The following is an 18,785-nucleotide window of genomic DNA, read 5'->3' as shown; positions in this document are numbered from 1 at the left end:
CCGCAGGACGGACAGCAAGATGAGAGCAGACATGACCGACACCCGGAGCGGGGACAGCCCCCTCATCCCCGTGACCGCGCGCAGCCTGCGCCTGATCCTCGTGCTGATGATCGCCATGATCGTCTTTACCGCGGTCGAGATCGGCGCGCCCGAACTGCTGGGCCGCCAGCCGGGCTATGTGGATTTCCACATCTTCCACCTGGTGGGAGAGCTGTTCTGGCGCGGCGACCTGGCCGTGGCCTATGACGCGCGCGCGCTGATGCCGATCCAGTGGGAGCGCGCCGGGACCGAGATCTTCATGCCCTGGACCTATCCGCCGATCTTCAACCTGGTCTCGGCCGGGCTGGCGCTGATGCCGCTGTGGCTGGCCTATCTGGTCTTTGCCAGCCTGGGCCTGGGCCTGTGGCTCTGGGTGATCCGCCGGCTCGCCGGGCCGCAGTTCGCCCCGGTGCTGATGATGGTCCTGCCCTCGCTGATCGTGACCCTGCGCTACGGGCAGAACGGGCTCTATTCCACCACGCTGGTCGGGCTTTTCTGCCTGCTCTGCCTGCGCGGATCGGCCTGGCGCGGGGTGCCACTGGGCCTGATGGCCTACAAGCCGCACCTGGGCGTGGGGCTGGTGCTGGTCGCGCTGCTGCGGCTCGACTGGCGCGCCATTGCGGTGGCGGCCGCGGTGACCGTGGCGCTGATCGGCGCGGCGACGCTGGCCTTTGGCCCGGACATCTGGGCGGCTTTCCTCGCCTCGGCGCGGGAGTCCGGCGAATTCCTGCGGCTCGGCTTCTACCCGCTGTTCCGCATGACCTCGGTCTATGCGCTGATCCGGGCCTTCGACATGGCCCCGGGGCTGGCCATGGGCATCCACCTGACGCTGGCCCTGCTGGCGCTGGCCGTGGTGGTCCATGCCAGCCTGGCGAAATGGGCGCCGCACCGTGTGCTGGCGCTGGCGGTGCTGTCCTGCGTGGCGGTCAGCCCCTACAACTACGACTACGACCTGTGCATCCTGTCCGTCGCCCTGGCCCTGGCCGCGCCCGATCTGGCCCGGCTGGGCAGCGCGGCCGAGCGCGGTCTGCTTTTCGCCGCCTCGTGGCTGGCCTGCGGATACGGGCTGGGCAAGGTGCTGGCCTTTGGCCCGGTGGCCGACGATGTCCCCTCGCTCGGGGCGATCGGCGTCATCGCCGTCTGCGCGATCACCTGGCGCATCCTGCGCCGGGCCGAGCGCGGCGAGCAGGTCCCCGCCCTGCACCCTCAGACGGCCTGAGCCTCCGTCGCCGGATCTGCCCAGGGCCGTCCCGCGGTGCGACAGGTCAGATCGGCAGCGCCGTCGTCGCCTTGATCTCTTCCATCGAGAGCAGGGCGGTGACGTTGTGGACCTTCACCTCGGAGATCAGCGCCTGGTAAAAGGCGTCATAGGCGCGGGCATTGCGCACGCGGACCTTGAGGATATAGTCGATTTCCCCGGCGAGGCGGTGCGCCTCCTGCACCTCGGGGCGCTTTTTCAGCGCGGTCAGGAACTGCCCCTGCCAGGCCGCGTCATGTTCGGATGTGCGGATCAGAACGAAGAAGCAGGCCTCGAATCCGAGCGCCTCGGCATCCAGGATGACGGTCTGCTGACCGATGATCCCGGCGTCCTTGAGCTTGCGGATCCGATTCCAGACCGGAGTCTTCGAAGACCCAACTTTCTTGGCGATTTCGTCCAGCGACTGGCTGGCGTCCTCTTGCAGCTGCGAAAGGATTTTCTGGTCGATGTCATCTAACCGGACGGACATTTTGACTGCCTCTGTTGTTATGGAACACTTACCACGATGTACCGCCGCCTAGGGATCTCGTCCTTATTTCCGGGGGTTACTGGCACATAACAGGGAATGTTTCTTAGATTATGGGGTGAGTCAAACAGTACGCCACGCTCAAAAGGATAGGTCCATGAGGCATTTTCCGGTCTTCATGAATATGGAACACGCCCGGGTTGTCCTCTCCGGTGGCGGGGATGCTGCGCTTGCGAAACTGCGGCTGCTGCTGAAAACCCCTGCGCGTATCGAAGTATATGCCGAGGCGCCCGCGCCGGAGATCGAGACCTGGCAGGGCGAGGGGCTGGTTCACCTCTACCGCCGCGCGCTGCGGGGCGGCGATCTGCCCGGCGCCACGCTGGCCTATGCGGCGGACGAGGACGCGGCCCGCGATGCCCGCACCGCCGCTCTGGCCCGCGCGGTCGGCGTGCCGATCAACATCGTCGACAACCTGCACGACAGCGGCTTCATCACGCCCGCCATCGTCGACCGCAGCCCGGTCTGCGTCGCCATCGGAACCGAGGGCGCGGCCCCCGTGCTGGCCCGGTCGATCAAGGCCGAGATCGAGGAACGCCTGCCCGCGTCGCTGGGCGTGCTGACCCGGGCCGCGCAGGGCTTTCGCAAGGCGGCCGAGGCGCTGCCCTTCGGCGGTCCGCGCCGGGCCTTCTGGGCCGAGTATTTCGACCGCGCCGGCCCCGAGGCCTATCGCGCCGAGGGCGAGGTCGGGCTGGGCCTGGCCCTGACCGGCCTGCTGGACCGTCACCTGGCGCAAACGCCCTCCGAGGGGCGGATCACCCTGGCCTGGACCGGATCGGACGATCCCGACCTGCTGACGCTCAAGACCCGCAAGGCGCTGGATGCCGCCGACGTGGTGGTGCACGACGCCGACATCGCCCCCGCCGTGCTGGAACTGGCGCGGCGCGAGGCGCGGTTCGTCGCGCTGGAGCGCCCGACCGACGTGCCGCCGATGCCGCGCCTGCTGAACGCGCAGACCGGGGGCGGGGCGCATGTGCTCTATCTCTCGGCCCGCCCCCTGCCCGACCGGCTGGAACAGGGCTGCCGCGCGGCCGGGATGGATGTGACCGTCATTCCCGGCGTGGCCGACCCCGCCCGCCCCGCCGCCGCCGCCCTCAAGGAGACCGCCTGATGCCCCGCGCCTTTACCCCCAAAGTTGTCACCGCCAATGACCTGCTGGAAGGCGACGTGGTCTATCTGACCGCGGACGACCGCTGGACCCGGCACCTGGCCGAGGCCGAGCTGCTGAGCGACGAGGCCCATGCCGCGCTGCGCCTGATCGAGGCCGAGAAGCAGGGCAACATCGTCGTCGGCGCCTATCTGGCCGACATGAAGCCGGGCGCGCATGGCCCCGAGCCGACCCATTTCCGCGAGGATTTCCGGCGCACCGGCCCGTCCAACTACTTCCACGGCAAGCAGGAACAGGCCCGCGCCTGATCCCGCCACCGCAGCACGCAGCACGCAGCAACGGGGGCCGGACCCTCGCCACGGAGACCGAGATGTATCAGTACAACGAATTCGACCGCGACTTTCTGGCCACCCGCAACGCGCAGTTCCGCGCGCAGGTGGAACGTCGCATCGACGGCTCGCTGACCGAGGACGAATTCAAGCCGCTGCGCCTGATGAACGGGCTTTACCTGCAGCTGCACGCCTACATGCTGCGCGTCGCGATCCCCTATGGCACGCTGAACGCGCGCCAGATGCGCCAGCTGGCGATGATCGCCGACCGCTGGGACCGGGGCTATGGCCATTTCACCACCCGGCAGAACATCCAGTACAACTGGCCCAAGCTGCGCGACGTGCCCGACATGCTGGACGCGCTGGCCGAGGTGGGGATGCATGCGATCCAGACGAGCGGAAACACCATCCGCAACGTCACCGCCGACCATTTCGCCGGGGCCGCCGCGGACGAGATCGCCGACCCCCGCCCCGTGGCCGAGCTGCTGCGCCAGTGGTCGACCGATCACCCGGAATTCCAGTTCCTGCCGCGCAAGTTCAAATTCGCCGTCACCGGCAGCCCGAACGACCGCGCGGTGACCCGCGCCCATGACATCGGCGTGCGGATGATCGAAAAGGACGGCAAGGCGGGCTATGAGGTGCTTGTCGGCGGCGGCCTGGGCCGGACGCCGATGATCGGCAAGGTGATCCGCGATTTCCTGCCGCGCGAGGATCTGCTGCCCTACATGGAAGCGATCGTCAGCACCTACAACCTGCTGGGCCGGCGCGACAACAAGTACAAGGCGCGGATCAAGATCACCGTGCACGAGAACGGCATCGACACCATCCGCGAGCGGGTCGAGGCCCGGTTTGCCGAACTCAAGCCGCTGTTTTCCGGGGTCGACCAGCAGATGCTGGCCGAGATCGAAAAGCAGTTCGCCCCGCCCGCCTTCCGCAACGCGCCGACGGATGCCTATGACGCGGCCTATCGCGCGGATCCGGTGTTCCGCGCCTGGTGCGACACGAACCTGCATCCGCACCGCTCCGAAGGCTATGCCATCGTCTCGATCTCGCTCAAGAAACACGGCGAGACGCCCGGCGACGCCACCGGCGATCAGATGCGCGTGATGGCCGACCTCGCCGAACGCTACGCCCATGACGAGCTGCGCATCAGCCACGAGCAGAACGTGATCCTGCCCCATGTCCACCGCTCGGACCTGCCCGCGCTGCACGCGGCGCTCAAGGCGGCGGATCTGGCGACGGCGAATATCGGGCTGATCTCGGACATCATCGCCTGCCCCGGCATGGATTACTGTGCCCTTGCCACCGCCCGGTCGATCCCGGTCGCGCAAGAGATCGCGCAGCGCTTCGAACAGCTGAAGCTGGAACATGACATCGGCCCGCTCAAGCTCAAGATCTCGGGCTGCATCAATGCCTGCGGGCATCACCACGTCGGCCATATCGGCATCCTGGGCCTGGATCGCGCGGGGGTCGAGAACTACCAGATCACCCTGGGCGGGGACGGCACGGAAACCGCCGAGATCGGCCAGCGCGCCGGGCCGGGCTTTGCCTATGACGAGGTGACGGACGCCGTGGAGCGCATCGTGCGCGCCTATCTGAAGCTGCGGGAGGGGTCGCAGGAGACCTTCCTCGAAACCTACCGCCGTCTTGGGGCAGAGCCCTTCAAGGAAGCGCTCTATCCCAAGGAAACGGTCGATGCCTGAAGCAGCCATGGACTTCAGCGGCGAGACGGGGGCCGAACAGGCCGCCCGGATCGCCGAGCTGAACGACCGCTACCGGCATCACGGGGCCACCTCGGTCCTGACCGGGGCGTTGCAGGATCCGCAGGCGGGCAGCCTGGCGCTGGTCTCGTCCTTCGGGGCGGAATCGGTGGTGCTGCTGCATCTGATCTCGATCATCGACCGCAAGACGCCGGTGCTGTTCATCGACACGCAGATGCTGTTTCCGGAAACGCTGGTCTATCAGCAGGAACTGTCGGAACGGCTGGGGCTGGAAAGCGTCCATCTGATCCGGGCCAGCGCGCAGAGCCTGGCCCATGAAGACCCGGACGACACGCTGCACCAGTTCGACACCGACGCCTGCTGCGACCTGCGCAAGGCGCGGCCGCTGCAACAGGCGCTGTCGGGCTATGACGGCTGGATCACCGGGCGCAAGCGCTTCCAGGGCTCGACCCGCGCGGCGCTGGAATTCTTCGAGGCCGACGGCCCCACGCGCATCAAGGTGAACCCGCTGGCCCACTGGGCCCCCGAGGACATCCGCGCCTATATGGACGAGAACCGCCTGCCCCGGCATCCGCTGGTGGCCAGGGGCTATCCCTCCATCGGCTGCGCGCCCTGCACCTCTCCGGTGGCCCCGGGCGAGGATCCCCGCGCCGGGCGCTGGCGCGGGCAGGACAAGACCGAATGCGGCATCCATTTCGTCAATGGCAAGGCCGTCCGCAAGGGAGTGAACGCATGACCGTCATCGTGACCGACAGCGGCTTTGCCGCCGATACCTGGCCCGAGGATTTCGACGCCGCCGATGTCTTCGACCTCGCCCCGGACGCCGACCCGGCCGAGGTGGCGCTGGACCCGATGCCGCGCATGATCCGCGTGGCCTTCCCCTCCTTCGCGGACGGGCGCGGCTTCACCATCGCGCGCCGCCTGCGGCTGATGGGCTATACCGGCCGCCTGCGCGCCGCGGGCCATGTGATCGCGGACCAGTACGCGATGGCGCGGCGCTCGGGCTTCGACGAGGTCGAGATCACCGACGAGATGGCCGCCCGCCAGCCCGAAGACCAGTGGCAGTTCCGCGCCGACTGGCGGGCGCATGACTATCAGTCGCGCCTGCGCGCCGGCTGAACCACTGGATAGTTTGCACACAAACGATTATGCTAGAGGGTACGCCCCGGAAAGAAACCATGACCGAGCTTGCCGTGACCGACACCAAAGCCGACGCACCGAAAGTCCCGACCCTGCCCGACGCCCAGACCGTCACGGCGGTAAAGCACTGGACCGACACGCTGTTTTCTTTCCGCGTGACCCGGCCGGCCTCGCTGCGCTTCCGCTCGGGCGAATTCGTGATGATCGGCCTGATGGGCGATCCGGACCCCAAGACGGGCAAGCAGAAACCGCTGCTGCGCGCCTATTCCATCGCTTCGCCCTCCTGGGACGAAGAGCTGGAATTCTACTCGATCAAGGTGCAGGACGGGCCGCTGACCTCCAGGCTGCAGCATATCCAGCCGGGCGATCAGGTGATCCTGCGGCCCAAGCCCGTGGGCACGCTGGTGCATGACGCCCTGCTGCCGGGCAAACGCTGCTGGTTCTTCGCCACCGGCACCGGGATCGCGCCCTTTGCCTCGCTGATCCGCGACCCCGAGACCTACGAGCTTTACGACCGGATCATCCTGACCCACACCTGCCGCGAGGTGAAGGATCTGGAATACGGCCGCCAGCTGGTCGACAGCCTGCGCAGCGACGAGATGATGCGGGAGTTGCTGGGCGACGGGCTGGACAAGCTTGTCTACTACCCCACGACCACCCGCGAGCAGAGCCCCAAGATGGGCCGGGTCACCGACCTGCTCCGCTCCGGAGAGCTGTTCCGCGACCTCGGCATCGACGATTTCGGGCCCGAGCACGACCGCGCGATGGTCTGCGGCTCGATGGGCCTGAACGTCGAGATCAAGGAAATCCTCGAAAGCCACGGCCTGCGCGAAGGCGCCAATTCCGAGCCGCTGGAATACGTGGTCGAAAAGGCCTTCGTCGGCTGAACGCAGGGCGCCGGCCCCGCCCCGGCTCCCCGCCCCGCCCGCTTCCTCTGGCCCGAAATATCCCGGGGGAGTCCGCGCACAGCGCGGACGGGGGCAGCGCCCCCTCCCACCTCCGCACTTTGCACTGTCCCCGGGTAACGGGGGCGATGCCTCACCTGGCCGCCACGTTGCGCGGCAGGGGCACTGCAAATAACGGATAGACCGGCCCCCTCCCCCCGGCGACACCGCGCGCCCGCGCGCGGATCATCGCGGCCCCGACACCTCCCGGCGCCCTCCGGTGGCACGGGTCGGCCGCTGCCCCAGCCACACATCCGCGCCACGTCAGGACGGCCCCCCGTCGCGCCAGCGCCCGCGGCGCGACGGGGCACAGTGGCATGGGCGCGCCCCGGGTCCCGCCGCATCACGGCACCGGTGCCTCCGGCATCGCCCTGTCCGGCCCGGCCGCGGTGGCTTTGCCACCCTCCAACCCGCGCAGTCCCCGCCGATATCGCCCCTCTGCAACCGGGGCGCGGCGGCGACACCAGCCCCGGCCACGCCGCGTGCCGCAACCTCCGGGGTCTGCGCGGCCGGGGTTGTAACCCATTTCGCGCCTGTGTAGCTAATCCTTGCATTACGGGAGGATCGCAATGACATACCCAATTCGTGCCCTGACATTTGTCGGGGCCATCGTGGCGCTTGGCACCCCCGCCGTCGCACAGACCGAGGTCAAGATCGGCTATGCGCTGGCGCCTGACAGCCATTACGGCGTCGCGGCCAAGAAATTCGAGGAAGTCGTGACCGCCGAAACCGGCGACGACTTCACCTTCACCCACTTCCCCTCGTCCGGCCTGGGCGGCGAGCGCGAGGTGATCGAGGGCCTGCAACTGGGCACGATCGAGGCGACCATCGTCTCCTCCGGCACCCTGGCGAACTTCGTCCCCGATACCGGGGTCTTCGACATCCCCTTCCTGTTCCGTGACCTGACCCATGCCCGCGCGGTGCTGGACGGGCCCATCGGGCAGGAGATCCTGGCCAAGTTCGACAATGTCGGCCTGCATGGCCTGGCTTGGGGCGAACAGGGCTTCCGCCACATCACCAACAACCGCAACCCGATCCACACCCCCGCCGATGTCGCGGGGCTGAAGATCCGGACGATGGAAAACCCGGTGCACCTGGCGGCCTTCAACGCCATGGGCGCGGCCCCGACCCCAATGGCCTGGCCCGAGGTGATCTCCTCGCTCCAGCAGGGCGTGATCGACGGGCAGGAAAACCCGCTGTCGGTGATCGTCTCGGTCAAGCTGAACGAGGTGCAGAAGTACCTGACCCTGTCGGGCCATGTCTATTCGCCCGCCATCCTGCTGGTTTCGAAACCCTTCTGGGACGGGCTGAGCGACGCACAGAAGGCCGCCTTCGACACCGCCGCGGCCGAGGCCGTGGTCGCCATACGCGGCTTCGTCGACAATGTCGAGACCACCGGCGTCGAGACGCTGAAGGCGCGCGGGATGGAGGTCAACGCCCTCTCGCCCGAGGAAAAGGCCGAGTTCCAGGCCTCGATCAAGTCGGCCTACGAGGGCTATTACAAGACCTACGGCCAGGACCTGGTCGAGTCGATCGTGTCGTTCCAGTGAACCACCGCCGCCGGCGCCCCCGTGGCGCCGGCGCCTGTCCCGGGGCCGTGTCTTGAAAAGGCTGGAAACCGCTTTCGTCACGCTGAACGGCTGGGCGCTGATCGCGATGCTTTCGGCGATGGCCCTCATCGTCGGCACCAATATCACGCTGCGCTACACCACCTCGCATTCCCTGCCCTGGGCGGACGAGGCCGCGCGCTACCTGATGATCTGGATGACCTTCGGCGGCGCCGGGCTGGTCCTGCGCACCGGCGGCCATGTCGCCATCACCAACCTGCAGGACGCCCTGCCCGCAACCGGGCAAAAGATCATGCGCGCCGCCATCGTGCTGGGGCTGCTGGTCTTTTTCGGCTTCATGGTGCAGGTCGGCTATCAATATGCGCAGCGCATGCAGTACCAGGTGACCCCGGCCCTGCGCCTGCCGTTCCTTTATGTCTATGCCGCCATGCCGGTCGGCTTCTCGCTGCTGATCCTGCACCTGCTGCTGATCGCGCGGCCCTTCATCACTGCGGGCAGCTACAAGCGGCTGGACGACGCAGAGGGGGGCACGGCGACCCTGCCGGGCGGGGCCAATGGCTGAGATCCTCTTTCCCGCCCTCTTCGTCCTGCTGGCGCTTGGCCTGCCCGTCGCCTTTGCCATGGCGATCTCGGTCTTCATCGCGCTCAGCTTCGGCTCGTCCTATCCGCACCTCGTGGTGGTGAAGGAGATGTTCGCCGGGCTCGACAGCTTTCCCCTGCTGGCGGTGCCCTTCTTCATCCTCGCGGCCGAGATCATGACCGGCGGCGCGGTCACGATGGCGCTGCTGCGGCTGGCGCAATCGCTGGTCGGTCACCTCAAGGGCGGGCTGGGCCATGCCAATGTGGTCAGTTCCGCCATGTTCGCCGGCATCTCGGGCAGCGCGCTGGCCGATGCGGCGGGCCCCGGCACGATGATGATCCGGATGATGGAACGCGGCGGTTATGACCGCGCCTATGCCGGGGCGCTGACCATCGCCAGTTCCGTCGTGGGGCCGATCATCCCGCCGTCGATCACCATGATCATCTACGCGATGCAGGATCAGGCGGTCTCGGTCGGCTCGCTCTTCATGGCGGGGGTGCTGCCGGGCCTGCTGATCACCGCGATGGTGCTGCTGGCCAACGCCCGGGTGAGCCACCGGCGCGGCTATGCCAGCGGCGCGCCGATGCCGCCGCTGCGCGATATCCTGCGGATTTTCATCTATGCCATCCCGGCCCTGCTGCTGATCGTGCTGATTGTCGGCGGCATCCGCTTCGGCATCTTCACCCCGACCGAGGCCTCGGTCATCGCCGTCTTCTACGCGCTGGTCGTGGGCATGGCGGTCTATCGCTCGCTGCGCCTGCGCGACCTGCCCGCCATCGTGCTGCGCGCGGCGCTGACGGCGGGGGCGGTGCTGCTGATCCTGGGTGCGGCGCGGGCCTTTGCCTGGATCCTGATCATCGAGGGTATCCCGCAGTTCCTGGCCCAGACGATCATCGCCTGGGACCTGTCGCCCATCGTCTTCCTGCTGGCGGTGAACCTGCTGCTGCTGATCTTCGGGCTGTTCATGGACCCGCTGCCAGGGGTGATGATCCTGGTGCCGATCCTGGCGCCGATCGCCTCGGCCCTGGGGATCGCGCCGGATCACTTCGCCATCGTGGTGATCGTGAACCTGACGCTGGGCCTGACCACGCCGCCGGTGGGCAGCCTGATCTTCGTCGTCTCCTCGACCATGCGGATCAAACCCTCGACGCTGATCCGCGAGATGCCGCCCTTCTTCGTGGCGCTCTTCCTGTCGCTGATGGTGATCACCTTCGTGCCGGCCCTGTCGACCTGGCTGCCCCGGCTGAGCGGCTTCTGAGGCCCGGCCGGGGCGGGTGACTCACTCGGCGGCGAGCTCTCCGTTGGCGATCTGCTCGGCCTCGATCGACTCGAACAGCGCCTTGAAGTTGCCCTCGCCAAAGCCGTCGTCGCCCTTGCGCTGGATGAACTCGAAGAAGATCGGTCCGATCACGGTTTTCGAGAAGATCTGCAGCAGGATCTTGGTCTCGCCCCCGTCCAGCACGCCCTCGCCGTCGATCAGGATGCCGTGGCGTTTCATCCGGTCCACGGGTTCGCTATGCCCGCTCACCCGGTCGAAGGACAGGTCGTAATAGGTGTCCGGCGGCCCGGGCATGAACTGCACGCCCTTCTCGGCAATCGCGTCGGTGGCGTCATAGATGTTGCGCGCGCCGACGGCGATGTGCTGGATCCCCTCGCCGTTGTATTTCTTCAGATAGGCCACGATCTGGCCGGTCTCTCCCCGATCCTCGTTGATCGGGATGCGGATGCGCCCGCAGGGCGAGGTCAGCGCCCGGCTGAACAGCCCGGTGAACTTGCCCGCGATGTCGAAGAAGCGGATTTCGCGAAAGTTGAACAGGTCGCCGTAGAAGCGGAACCAGGTGTCCATGTTCCCCTTGTGCACATTGTGCGTCAGGTGATCGAGGTAATAGAACCCCACGCCCTCGGGCTTGGACTGGCGCAGCCAGTCGAATTCGCGGTTGTAGGGCGAGGTCTCGTAATACTCCTCGATGAAATAGATCAGCGAACCGCCGATGCCGACGATGGCGGGCACGTCCATCGCCTTGCCGGGGCCGTCGTAGGGCTCGGCCCCATTCTTCACCGCATGGTCATAGGCATGCTGCGCATCGACCACGCGCCAGCCCATCGACGGGGCACAGGGGCCGTGTTCCGCGATGAAGCGGGCGGCATGGCTGTCGGGCTCGGCGTTCAGCAGATAGGTGATGTCGCCCTGCTGCCAGAGCTCGATATCCCGGGTCTTGTGACGGCCCGTCAGCTCGTACCCCATGCGCGCGAAAAGCTGGCGCAGCTCCTCGGGTTCGGGATGGGCGAATTCGACAAATTCGAAGCCATCCGTGCCGGCGGGGTTCTCGGCGGTGATGGTCGATTTCGGGGCATCGTGCGGGAATGGACCCATGAGTCATCTCCTGTTCAGCGCGTTTGTGCCAGTCTACCGCACAAGCCACTGGAGTTTTGCGCATTCACAAGGCAGAAACGACCCATTCCTGCGGGTTTCCCGCACCGAAAGGCTGGCACCACGCGAGGATCCCGCATATGCTGGACGAAATGGATATCCGCCTGCTGGCGGCACTGCAAAAGAACGCGCATCTCACCGCGCAGGAGCTGGGAGAGCTGCTCCACCTCTCGCCCAGCCAGGCCGGGCGCAGGCGGCAGAAGCTCGAAGGCGACGGCATCATCACCGGCTATAACGCCCGTCTCGATCCGACGCGGCTGGGTCTGGCGATCCAGGCCTTCGTTCAGGTCCAGCTGGGCACGCACGGACCGGAGCAGAGCCGCGAATTCGCGCGGCTCGTCTCGACCCGGCCCGAGATCACCAGCGCGTGGACCTTGACCGGCGAAGCGGATTATCTTCTGCGGGTGTACTGCGCCGACCTGGCCGCACTGAACCGGCTGATCCACGAGGTCCTTCTGCCGCACCGCGCGGTGACCCGGGTGCAAAGCCAGATCGTGATGGACCAGTTCAAACAGGACGCGCCGCTGCCGATGTAGGCGGGCCGTTCCCAGGGGCCTCGCCGCGAGGCCCGCCCAGACTTCGCAGGCCCGCCAGGGCCCGCACAGACGCCCCGGGGCCCTGCCCGCCCCAGCCAGACCGGCCCCCGGCCAGCGGGGGCCGCCGACCTCACCCAGCCGCGGGGCCCGCCGCCCCCTGACCGGCCCAGCACCCGACGGGACACTCGAATGGACGGATTCCTCTACCAGGCCACGATCTACCTGCTTGCGGCGGTGATCGCGGTGCCGATCGCATCCCGTTTGGGGCTGGGGTCGGTGCTGGGCTACCTGCTCGCCGGCATCGTGATCGGCCCGGTCCTGGGGCTGGTCGGAAGCGAAACCGAGGACCTGCAGCATTTCGCCGAATTCGGCGTGGTGATGATGCTGTTCATCATCGGGCTGGAACTGGAACCCAGGGCGCTCTGGGACATGCGGCACAAGCTGATCGGCCTGGGCGGGCTGCAGGTTGTCGGCACCACCCTGGCGGTCACCGTGGTGGGGATCGCCATCGGCCAGTCCTGGTCGATCTCGCTGGCCGTGGGCATGATCTTTGCGCTGTCCTCGACCGCCATCGTGCTGCAGACCCTGAACGAAAAGCGCCTGATGACGACCCAGGGCGGGCGCTCGGCCTTCTCGGTCCTGCTGACGCAGGATATCGCGGTGATCCCGATGCTGGCCCTGCTGCCGCTGCTGGCCATCGGCGCCATGCCCCAGATCGCCGCCGACGGATCGCTGGGCCACGCCGAGGACGCCGCCCATGCCTCGATGTCGCTGGTCGAGGGGCTGCCCGGCTGGGGTGTCACGCTGGTGACCCTCGGCGCGGTCGGGCTGGTGATCCTGGCCGGCACCTACCTGACGCGGCCGGTGTTCAACTTCATCCACATCGCGCGCCTGCCCGAGATGTACACCGCCCTGTCGCTGCTGATCGTCGTCGGCATCGCCTTCCTGATGATCATGGTCGGCCTCTCGCCCGCGCTCGGCACCTTCCTCGCCGGGGTGGTTCTGGCCAACAGCGAATTCCGGCACGAGCTGGAATCGGATATCGAGCCGTTCAAGGGCCTGCTTCTGGGCCTCTTCTTCATCACCGTGGGCGCCGGCATCAACTTCACCGTGCTGCTGGCCGAACCCCTGCTGATCCTGGGCATGGCGCTTGGGCTGATGGTGCTGAAGGGCGCGGTGCTCTACCCGCTGGGCCGGATGTTCAAGCTGCGCGGGCGCAACCTGTGGCTCTTTACCCTGTCGCTGGCGCAGGCGGGGGAATTCGGCTTCGTGCTGGTCTCGTTCTCGCGCCAGACCAACGTTCTGCCGGCCGGGCTGGCCGAACAGGTGCTGCTGGCCATCGCCGTGACCATGCTGCTGACGCCGCTGTTCTTCATCCTCTACGACCTGCTGTCGCGGCGCATCGCCGATGCCGGCATCGCGCAGGAACCCGACGAGATCGACGAGGGCGGCCCGGTGATCATCGCCGGCATCGGCCGGTTCGGCCAGGTGGTGAACCGGCTGGTGGTGTCGAGCGGGTTCAAGACAGTGGTGCTGGATCACGACGTCGCCACGGTCGAGGTGATGCGCCGCTTCGGGATGAAGGGCTATTTCGGCGATCCCACCCGCCCCGACATCCTGCGCGCCGCGGGGCTGGGCAAGGCCCGCGTGCTGGTGGCCGCGATGGACGACCCCGACGCGGTCCTGCGGCTGGTGCACTATGCCAGGGCCGAGCGGCCCGACCTGCACATCGTCGCCCGCGCCCATGACCGGACCCATGTCTACGGCCTTTACCAGGCCGGGGCCGATGACATCGTGCGCGAGATGTTCGACAGTTCGCTGCGCGCCGGGCGCTACGTGCTGGAACGCATGGGCCTGACGGAATACGAGGCGAAAGAGGCGCAGCACACCTTCTACCAGCACGACCGCCACACGGTGCGCGAGCTGGCCGAGCTCTGGGATCCCGAGATCCCCGCCTCGAAGAACGAGGAATACATCGCGCGCGCCAAGGAGCTGGAGAAGGACCTGGAAAGCGCCCTGTCCAACGCCCTCGCAACGATCCGCAAGGACGTGGCCTGACCGCCGCGCCGCCCTGGCGCTGCCGACGCAAGCCATAGCACCCTGTAACGACACGCCCCGGGCCTGCCCCGGGGCCCGCGCCGCCAGAGCCACCCCTCGGCCACACGCGGACCGCGATCCGCTGGGACAAGGCCTGACCGCCGCGCCATCCACCCCTCGCCAATGCGCCCGCACCGCCGGGCGCAGGCACCGGACGGGACGGTGGGCGGGGCGATGCCGCCGGCCCTGCCGGCGGCGAGCGCCGTTCAGCCGTCCGACACCCCGGCCTCGGCAAAGGTCGCCATGCCGGACAGGCAGGCCACCGCGCCCTTCAGCACCGGGATCGCCAGCGCCGCGCCCGAGCCTTCGCCCAACCGCATGCCCAGCGACAGCAGCGGCGCCTTGCCGAGACGCTCCAGCAGCGCGCCGTGGGCGGACTCGGCGCTCACATGGCCCGCGACCGCGTGATCCAGCGCCCCGGCGCTTGCGGCCTCCAGGCAGGCGGCGGCGGCGCAGCAGATGAACCCGTCCAGGATCACCGGGATGCGCAGGCTGCGCGCGCGGGCCATGGCCCCGGCCATCGCCGCCAGCTCGCGCCCGCCGAGGCGGCGCAGCACCTCGATCCCGTCGCCCTTGCCGCCATGCAGCGCGACCCCGGCCGACACCACCCGCGCCTTCAGCGCCAGCCCGTGGTCATCGACCCCGGTGCCGCGCCCGACCCAGTCCTCGGCCGCCCCGCCGTACAGCGCATTTGCAACGGCGGCCGCCGCGGTCGTGTTGCCGATGCCCATCTCGCCGGTCACCAGCAGGTCGGCCTGCGGGTCGACCGCATCCCATCCGACCGACAGCGCCTCGGCCAGTTCGGCCTCGCTCATCGCGGGGCTTTCGGTGAAATCGGCGGTCGGGCGGTCCAGCGACAGGGCATGCACATCCATCCGCGCCCCGGCGGCCTTGCTCAGCTGGTTGATCGCCGCGCCCCCGGCCCGGAAATTCAGCACCATCTGTTCCGTCACCGCGGCGGGAAAGGCCGAAACGCCCTGCGCCGTCACCCCGTGATTGCCCGCAAAGACAATGACCTGGGGCATGGTGATCGCGGGGCGCGGATCGCCGCGCCAGGCGGCGTACCAGATGGCCAGATCCTCCAGCCGGCCAAGCGCACCCGGCGGCTTGGTCAGCTGGCCGTTGCGCTCTGCGGCCCCCGCGCGGGCCGCGTCCGAGGGACCGGACAGCGCGGCCAGCGCGGCGCGGAAATCGTCAAGGGTGGCAAAGCTCTGGGGCACGCTCTGGGACATGGGGAAACTCCGATTGATCCTGGCCGGAACCCCGTGTCTAACCGAGGCACCTCCGAGAGCAAGGCGAAATGACGAAGCCCGAGACACCGAAGCCCTTCACCCCCCTGTCCGACCTGGCCGCCGCGCTGGTGCTGCTCAGCCGCCTGCCCGTGCCCGCCTCCGGCCCGGTGGGGGCGGGGGCCGTATGGGCCTATCCGCTGGCGGGCGTGGTGCTGGGCGCTCTGGCGGCGCTGCTGGCCTGGGCCGCGATGACGCTTGGCCTGCCGCCGGTGCTGGCGGCGGGCCTTGTTCTGGTTGCGCTGGTGGTGATGACGGGCGCGATGCACGAGGACGGCCTGGCCGATGTGGCCGACGGGTTCTGGGGCGGCTGGACCCGCGAGCGGCGGCTCGAGATCATGAAGGACAGCCGCATGGGCGCCTATGGCACCATCGCGCTGGTCCTCTCGCTTGGCCTGCGCTGGCAGGCGCTGGCGCTGGTGCTGGCGCAGGGCACATGGGGCCCGCTGATCGCCGCCGCCGCCCTGTCGCGCGCCGCCATGCCCGCGGTGATGGCGGCCCTGCCCCATGCCCGCGACACAGGGTTGTCCCACAGCGTCGGGCGTGCCAGCCCGGCCCGCGCCCTGGCCGCCGCGCTGATCGGCGCCGCCATCGCGCTGGCCTGCCTGCCACCGCTGCAGGCGCTGGCAGGCCTGCTGGTCGCGGCCCTGGCCACGCTTGCCCTTGCCGCCCTCGCCCGACGCAAGATCGCCGGTCAGACAGGCGATGTTCTGGGCGCCACGCAGCAGGTCGCCGAGATCGCGATTCTGCTGGTGCTGGCGGCCTGAACGCTCCCCTTCTGCCATTCTCACGGCCAGCGGCAACAGGGCTGGACCATGCCGGAAACCGCGGGCACTAATGGCGGGCAAGCCGAACGGAGGAGTGACTGCAATGACCAACGGGGCCGACCTGCTCTGCGATACGCTGCTGGAAAACGAGGTGGATGTCTGCTTCGCCAATCCCGGCACGTCCGAGATGCATTTCGTCGCGGCGCTCGACCGCAAGCAGAACATGCGCTGCGTGCTGGGCCTGTTCGAGGGCGTAGTGACCGGCGCCGCCGATGGCTATGCCCGGATGTCCGGCAAGCCCGCCGCCACGCTGCTGCACACCGGCCCGGGCCTGGCCAATGGCCTGGCCAACATGCACAACGCCCGGCGCGCCTTTACCCCGATGGTCAACGTGGTGGGCGATCATGCGGCCTATCACCTGCCCAACGACGCGCCGCTGACCACGGATATCGAAAGCCTCGCCAAGCCGATGTCGCGCTTCGTGCGCCGGATCGCCGGGGCCGATGACGTCAGCCGCGCCACCGCCGAGGCGATCAGCGCCGCCCGTGCCGCCCCCGGCGGCGTGACCACGCTGATCCTGCCCGCCGACGCCGCCTGGACCGATGTCCCCGACGACAGCCCGATCAGCAAGGCCAGCCTGCGCACCCCGCCGCCCGCCGACCCCAAGCGGGTGGACGCGGCGGCCAAGGCGGTGAAATCCGGCGCGAAGCCTGTGCTGATGCTCGCCGGGACCGCCCTGCGCGACGGCCCGCTCAAACGCGCCGCCGCCATTGCCGAGGCAACCGGCGCGCGCATCATCGCCCAGCAGTCCAACGGCCGGGTCGAACGCGGCGCGGGCCGGGTGCCGGTGGAACGGGTGCCCTATGTCATCGACGTGGCGATGAAGTTCCTGGAAGGCACCACCCACCTGATCCTGATCGGCGCGAAAAGCCCGGTCACCTTCTTCGCCTATCCCGGCCGCCCCACGACCCCCCTGCCCGAGGGCTGCGAGGTCATCACCCTGGCCGAGAACACCGACGACCTGCCCGGCGCCATCGACCAGCTGGCCGAGGCGCTTGGCGTCAAACCCGGCGCCGCGCCCGGCATCGCGACAGCCGAGATCCCCGGCCTGCACTCCGGCGCGCTGACCACCGCCGCCATCGCCTCGGCCGTGGCCAATTACCTGCCCGAACACGCGATCATCTGCGACGAGAGCGTCACCTCGGGGCGCGAATTCTTCGGCTTCACCCACGGTGCCGCGCCGCATGACCACCTGCAGGTCACCGGCGGGGCCATCGGCGGGGGCATCCCGCTGTCCGCCGGTGCCGCGATCGCCTGCCCCGACCGCAAGGTGCTGAACCTGCAGGCCGACGGCTCGGGCATGTACACCAACCAGGCGCTCTGGACCATCGCGCGCGAGAAATCCGACGTCTGCACGGTGATCTTCTCCAACCGCCGATATGCCATCCTGCAGGGCGAGCTGAAGAATGTCGGCGCCGGCGAACCGGGGCTGAACGCACAGCGCATGCTGAACCTCGACGACCCGTTCATCGACTGGGTCTCGCTCGCCAAGGGCATGGGGGTCGAGGCCGCGCGCGCCGAAACCGCCGAGCAGTTCAACGACCTGCTGAAAACCGCCATGTCCCGCAAGGGGCCGTTCCTGATCGAGGCGATCGTCTGATGGAGCTGCCTGTCAACCGCTTCAAGGCCGGGCTGGCCTCGGGGAGATGCCAGATCGGGCTCTGGACCTCGCTGCCCGGCACCGTGCCGATAGAGATCCTGTCGCACTGCGGGTTTGACTGGCTGGTGCTGGACACCGAACATGCGCCGGGCGATCCGCTGACCATCCTGCCGCAGCTGCAGACCATGGCCGCCTTTGACACCGCGCCCGTGGTGCGCGCGGCCTGGAACGACAGCGTGCTGATCAAGCGCTTTCTCGACCTCGGGGCGCAGACCCTGCTGCTGCCCTATGTGCAGACCCGGGCCGAGGCCGAGGCCGCCGTGACCGCCATGCGCTACGCCCCGCGCGGCGAGCGTGGCATGGCCGGATCGGTGCGCGCGGCGGGCTATGGCCAGATCGCCGACTACGTACACCGGGCCGAAGAGGAGCTTTGCCTGATCGTGCAGGTCGAAACCCGCGAGGCGCTGGACAACCTCGAAGACATCGCCAGCGTCGACGGGGTGCATGGCGTCTTCATCGGCCCGGCGGACCTCTCGGCCAGCCTGGGCCACCCGGGCGACCAGTTCCACCCCGAGGTGGTCGCGGCCATCGAGGGTGCGATCACCCGGCTGGTCAAGCTGGGCGTGCCCGCCGGCATCCTGACCTTCCGCGACGATTTTGTCCGCCGCTGCATCGAGCTGGGCGCGGCCTTTGTCGCCGTGGGCATGGATTCCGGCCTGATGGCCCGGGCCGCACGGGAGCTGTCGGACCGATACCGACAGGACTGAACCAACACCTGCGAAGGAGGAGAACGCA

At 68.4% G+C, this 18,785-nt stretch carries 18 protein-coding genes; 15 read left to right on the top strand and 3 right to left on the bottom strand.

What is annotated here, in order from left to right; translation table 11 throughout:
• Window positions 1-31 precede the first annotated feature (31 nt).
• Entirely contained in the window at window positions 32-1,258 is a 1,227-nt protein-coding gene (locus GLS40_RS11240; protein ID WP_160382815.1) for a glycosyltransferase family 87 protein, read from the top strand.
• Window positions 1,259-1,304: 46 nt separating this feature from the next.
• Here GLS40_RS11240 and GLS40_RS11235 read toward each other — a convergent pair whose 3' ends face one another.
• Window positions 1,305-1,766 (bottom strand): Lrp/AsnC family transcriptional regulator, encoded by a 462-nt coding sequence (locus tag GLS40_RS11235; protein ID WP_160382814.1) that lies wholly within the window; start codon window positions 1,764-1,766, stop codon window positions 1,305-1,307.
• A 154-nt stretch (window positions 1,767-1,920) separates the two neighbouring features.
• On the opposite strand from GLS40_RS11235, the gene GLS40_RS11230 reads away from it, so the two are divergent.
• From GLS40_RS11230 to GLS40_RS11190, 9 genes are all read left to right on the top strand, one after another.
• The gene (locus GLS40_RS11230) at window positions 1,921-2,931 is read left to right on the top strand and encodes an NAD(P)-dependent oxidoreductase (RefSeq protein WP_160382813.1); all 1,011 of its coding nucleotides are present in this window, start codon (window positions 1,921-1,923) and stop codon (window positions 2,929-2,931) included.
• Window positions 2,931-3,236 carry a DUF2849 domain-containing protein gene (locus tag GLS40_RS11225; RefSeq protein ID WP_160382812.1) on the top strand — a complete coding sequence of 102 codons (306 nt, stop codon included), beginning with the start codon at window positions 2,931-2,933 and terminating at the stop codon, window positions 3,234-3,236. The genes GLS40_RS11230 and GLS40_RS11225 overlap by 1 nt, the downstream gene beginning before the upstream one ends.
• Before the next feature lie 62 nt (window positions 3,237-3,298).
• Window positions 3,299-4,960: a nitrite/sulfite reductase gene (locus GLS40_RS11220; RefSeq protein ID WP_160382811.1), complete on the top strand. Its 1,662-nt coding sequence runs from the start codon at window positions 3,299-3,301 to the stop codon at window positions 4,958-4,960.
• Window positions 4,953-5,714: a phosphoadenylyl-sulfate reductase gene (locus tag GLS40_RS11215; protein ID WP_202076093.1), complete on the top strand. Its 762-nt coding sequence runs from the start codon at window positions 4,953-4,955 to the stop codon at window positions 5,712-5,714. The genes GLS40_RS11220 and GLS40_RS11215 overlap by 8 nt, the downstream gene beginning before the upstream one ends.
• Complete coding sequence (locus GLS40_RS11210; protein ID WP_160382810.1) at window positions 5,711-6,097, top strand: DUF934 domain-containing protein; 387 nt, start codon at window positions 5,711-5,713, stop codon at window positions 6,095-6,097. Before GLS40_RS11215 ends, GLS40_RS11210 begins: the two co-directional genes overlap by 4 nt.
• A gap of 59 nt (window positions 6,098-6,156) precedes the next feature.
• The gene (locus GLS40_RS11205; RefSeq protein WP_160382809.1) at window positions 6,157-7,005 is read left to right on the top strand and encodes a ferredoxin--NADP reductase; all 849 of its coding nucleotides are present in this window, start codon (window positions 6,157-6,159) and stop codon (window positions 7,003-7,005) included.
• Window positions 7,006-7,631: 626 nt separating this feature from the next.
• Window positions 7,632-8,612: a TRAP transporter substrate-binding protein gene (locus GLS40_RS11200; protein WP_160382808.1), complete on the top strand. Its 981-nt coding sequence runs from the start codon at window positions 7,632-7,634 to the stop codon at window positions 8,610-8,612.
• 52 nt (window positions 8,613-8,664) lie between these two features.
• Window positions 8,665-9,192 carry a TRAP transporter small permease gene (locus GLS40_RS11195; protein ID WP_160382807.1) on the top strand — a complete coding sequence of 176 codons (528 nt, stop codon included), beginning with the start codon at window positions 8,665-8,667 and terminating at the stop codon, window positions 9,190-9,192.
• Entirely contained in the window at window positions 9,185-10,468 is a 1,284-nt protein-coding gene (locus GLS40_RS11190) for a TRAP transporter large permease (RefSeq protein WP_160382806.1), read from the top strand. Before GLS40_RS11195 ends, GLS40_RS11190 begins: the two co-directional genes overlap by 8 nt.
• 21 nt (window positions 10,469-10,489) lie before the next feature.
• Here the strand turns inward: GLS40_RS11190 and hppD are convergent, their stop codons facing one another.
• Window positions 10,490-11,584, bottom strand: a complete 1,095-nt coding sequence (gene hppD, locus GLS40_RS11185; RefSeq protein WP_160382805.1) for a 4-hydroxyphenylpyruvate dioxygenase — start codon at window positions 11,582-11,584, stop codon at window positions 10,490-10,492.
• Window positions 11,585-11,721: 137 nt separating this feature from the next.
• On the opposite strand from hppD, the gene GLS40_RS11180 reads away from it, so the two are divergent.
• On the top strand, window positions 11,722-12,177 hold the full coding sequence (locus tag GLS40_RS11180) for an Lrp/AsnC family transcriptional regulator (protein ID WP_160382804.1): 456 nt from the start codon (window positions 11,722-11,724) through the stop codon (window positions 12,175-12,177).
• A gap of 189 nt (window positions 12,178-12,366) precedes the next feature.
• Window positions 12,367-14,235, top strand: coding sequence for a monovalent cation:proton antiporter-2 (CPA2) family protein (locus GLS40_RS11175; RefSeq protein ID WP_160382803.1), 1,869 nt, complete (start codon window positions 12,367-12,369; stop codon window positions 14,233-14,235).
• Window positions 14,236-14,480: 245 nt separating this feature from the next.
• Here the strand turns inward: GLS40_RS11175 and cobT are convergent, their stop codons facing one another.
• Window positions 14,481-15,506, bottom strand: a complete 1,026-nt coding sequence (gene cobT, locus GLS40_RS11170; RefSeq protein ID WP_160382802.1) for a nicotinate-nucleotide--dimethylbenzimidazole phosphoribosyltransferase — start codon at window positions 15,504-15,506, stop codon at window positions 14,481-14,483.
• Between the two features lie 68 nt (window positions 15,507-15,574).
• Between cobT and cobS the strand changes: the two genes are divergently transcribed.
• The 3 genes from cobS to GLS40_RS11155 all read left to right on the top strand — a co-directional run bounded on the left by cobS (window position 15,575) and on the right by GLS40_RS11155 (window position 18,757).
• Window positions 15,575-16,330, top strand: coding sequence for an adenosylcobinamide-GDP ribazoletransferase (gene cobS, locus GLS40_RS11165; RefSeq protein WP_160382801.1), 756 nt, complete (start codon window positions 15,575-15,577; stop codon window positions 16,328-16,330).
• 103 nt (window positions 16,331-16,433) lie between these two features.
• Complete coding sequence (locus tag GLS40_RS11160; RefSeq protein ID WP_160382800.1) at window positions 16,434-17,990, top strand: acetolactate synthase large subunit; 1,557 nt, start codon at window positions 16,434-16,436, stop codon at window positions 17,988-17,990.
• On the top strand, window positions 17,990-18,757 hold the full coding sequence (locus GLS40_RS11155) for an HpcH/HpaI aldolase family protein (RefSeq protein WP_160382799.1): 768 nt from the start codon (window positions 17,990-17,992) through the stop codon (window positions 18,755-18,757). The genes GLS40_RS11160 and GLS40_RS11155 overlap by 1 nt, the downstream gene beginning before the upstream one ends.
• Window positions 18,758-18,785: the final 28 nt, after the last annotated feature.

It is taken from the genome of Pseudooceanicola pacificus, from assembly GCF_009789075.1.
In the GTDB taxonomy this organism is placed as follows: Bacteria; Pseudomonadota; Alphaproteobacteria; order Rhodobacterales; family Rhodobacteraceae; genus Pseudooceanicola; species Pseudooceanicola pacificus.
The sequence above is the reverse complement of the archived record's forward strand: the minus strand, read 5'-3'. Positions and strand labels throughout refer to the sequence as shown.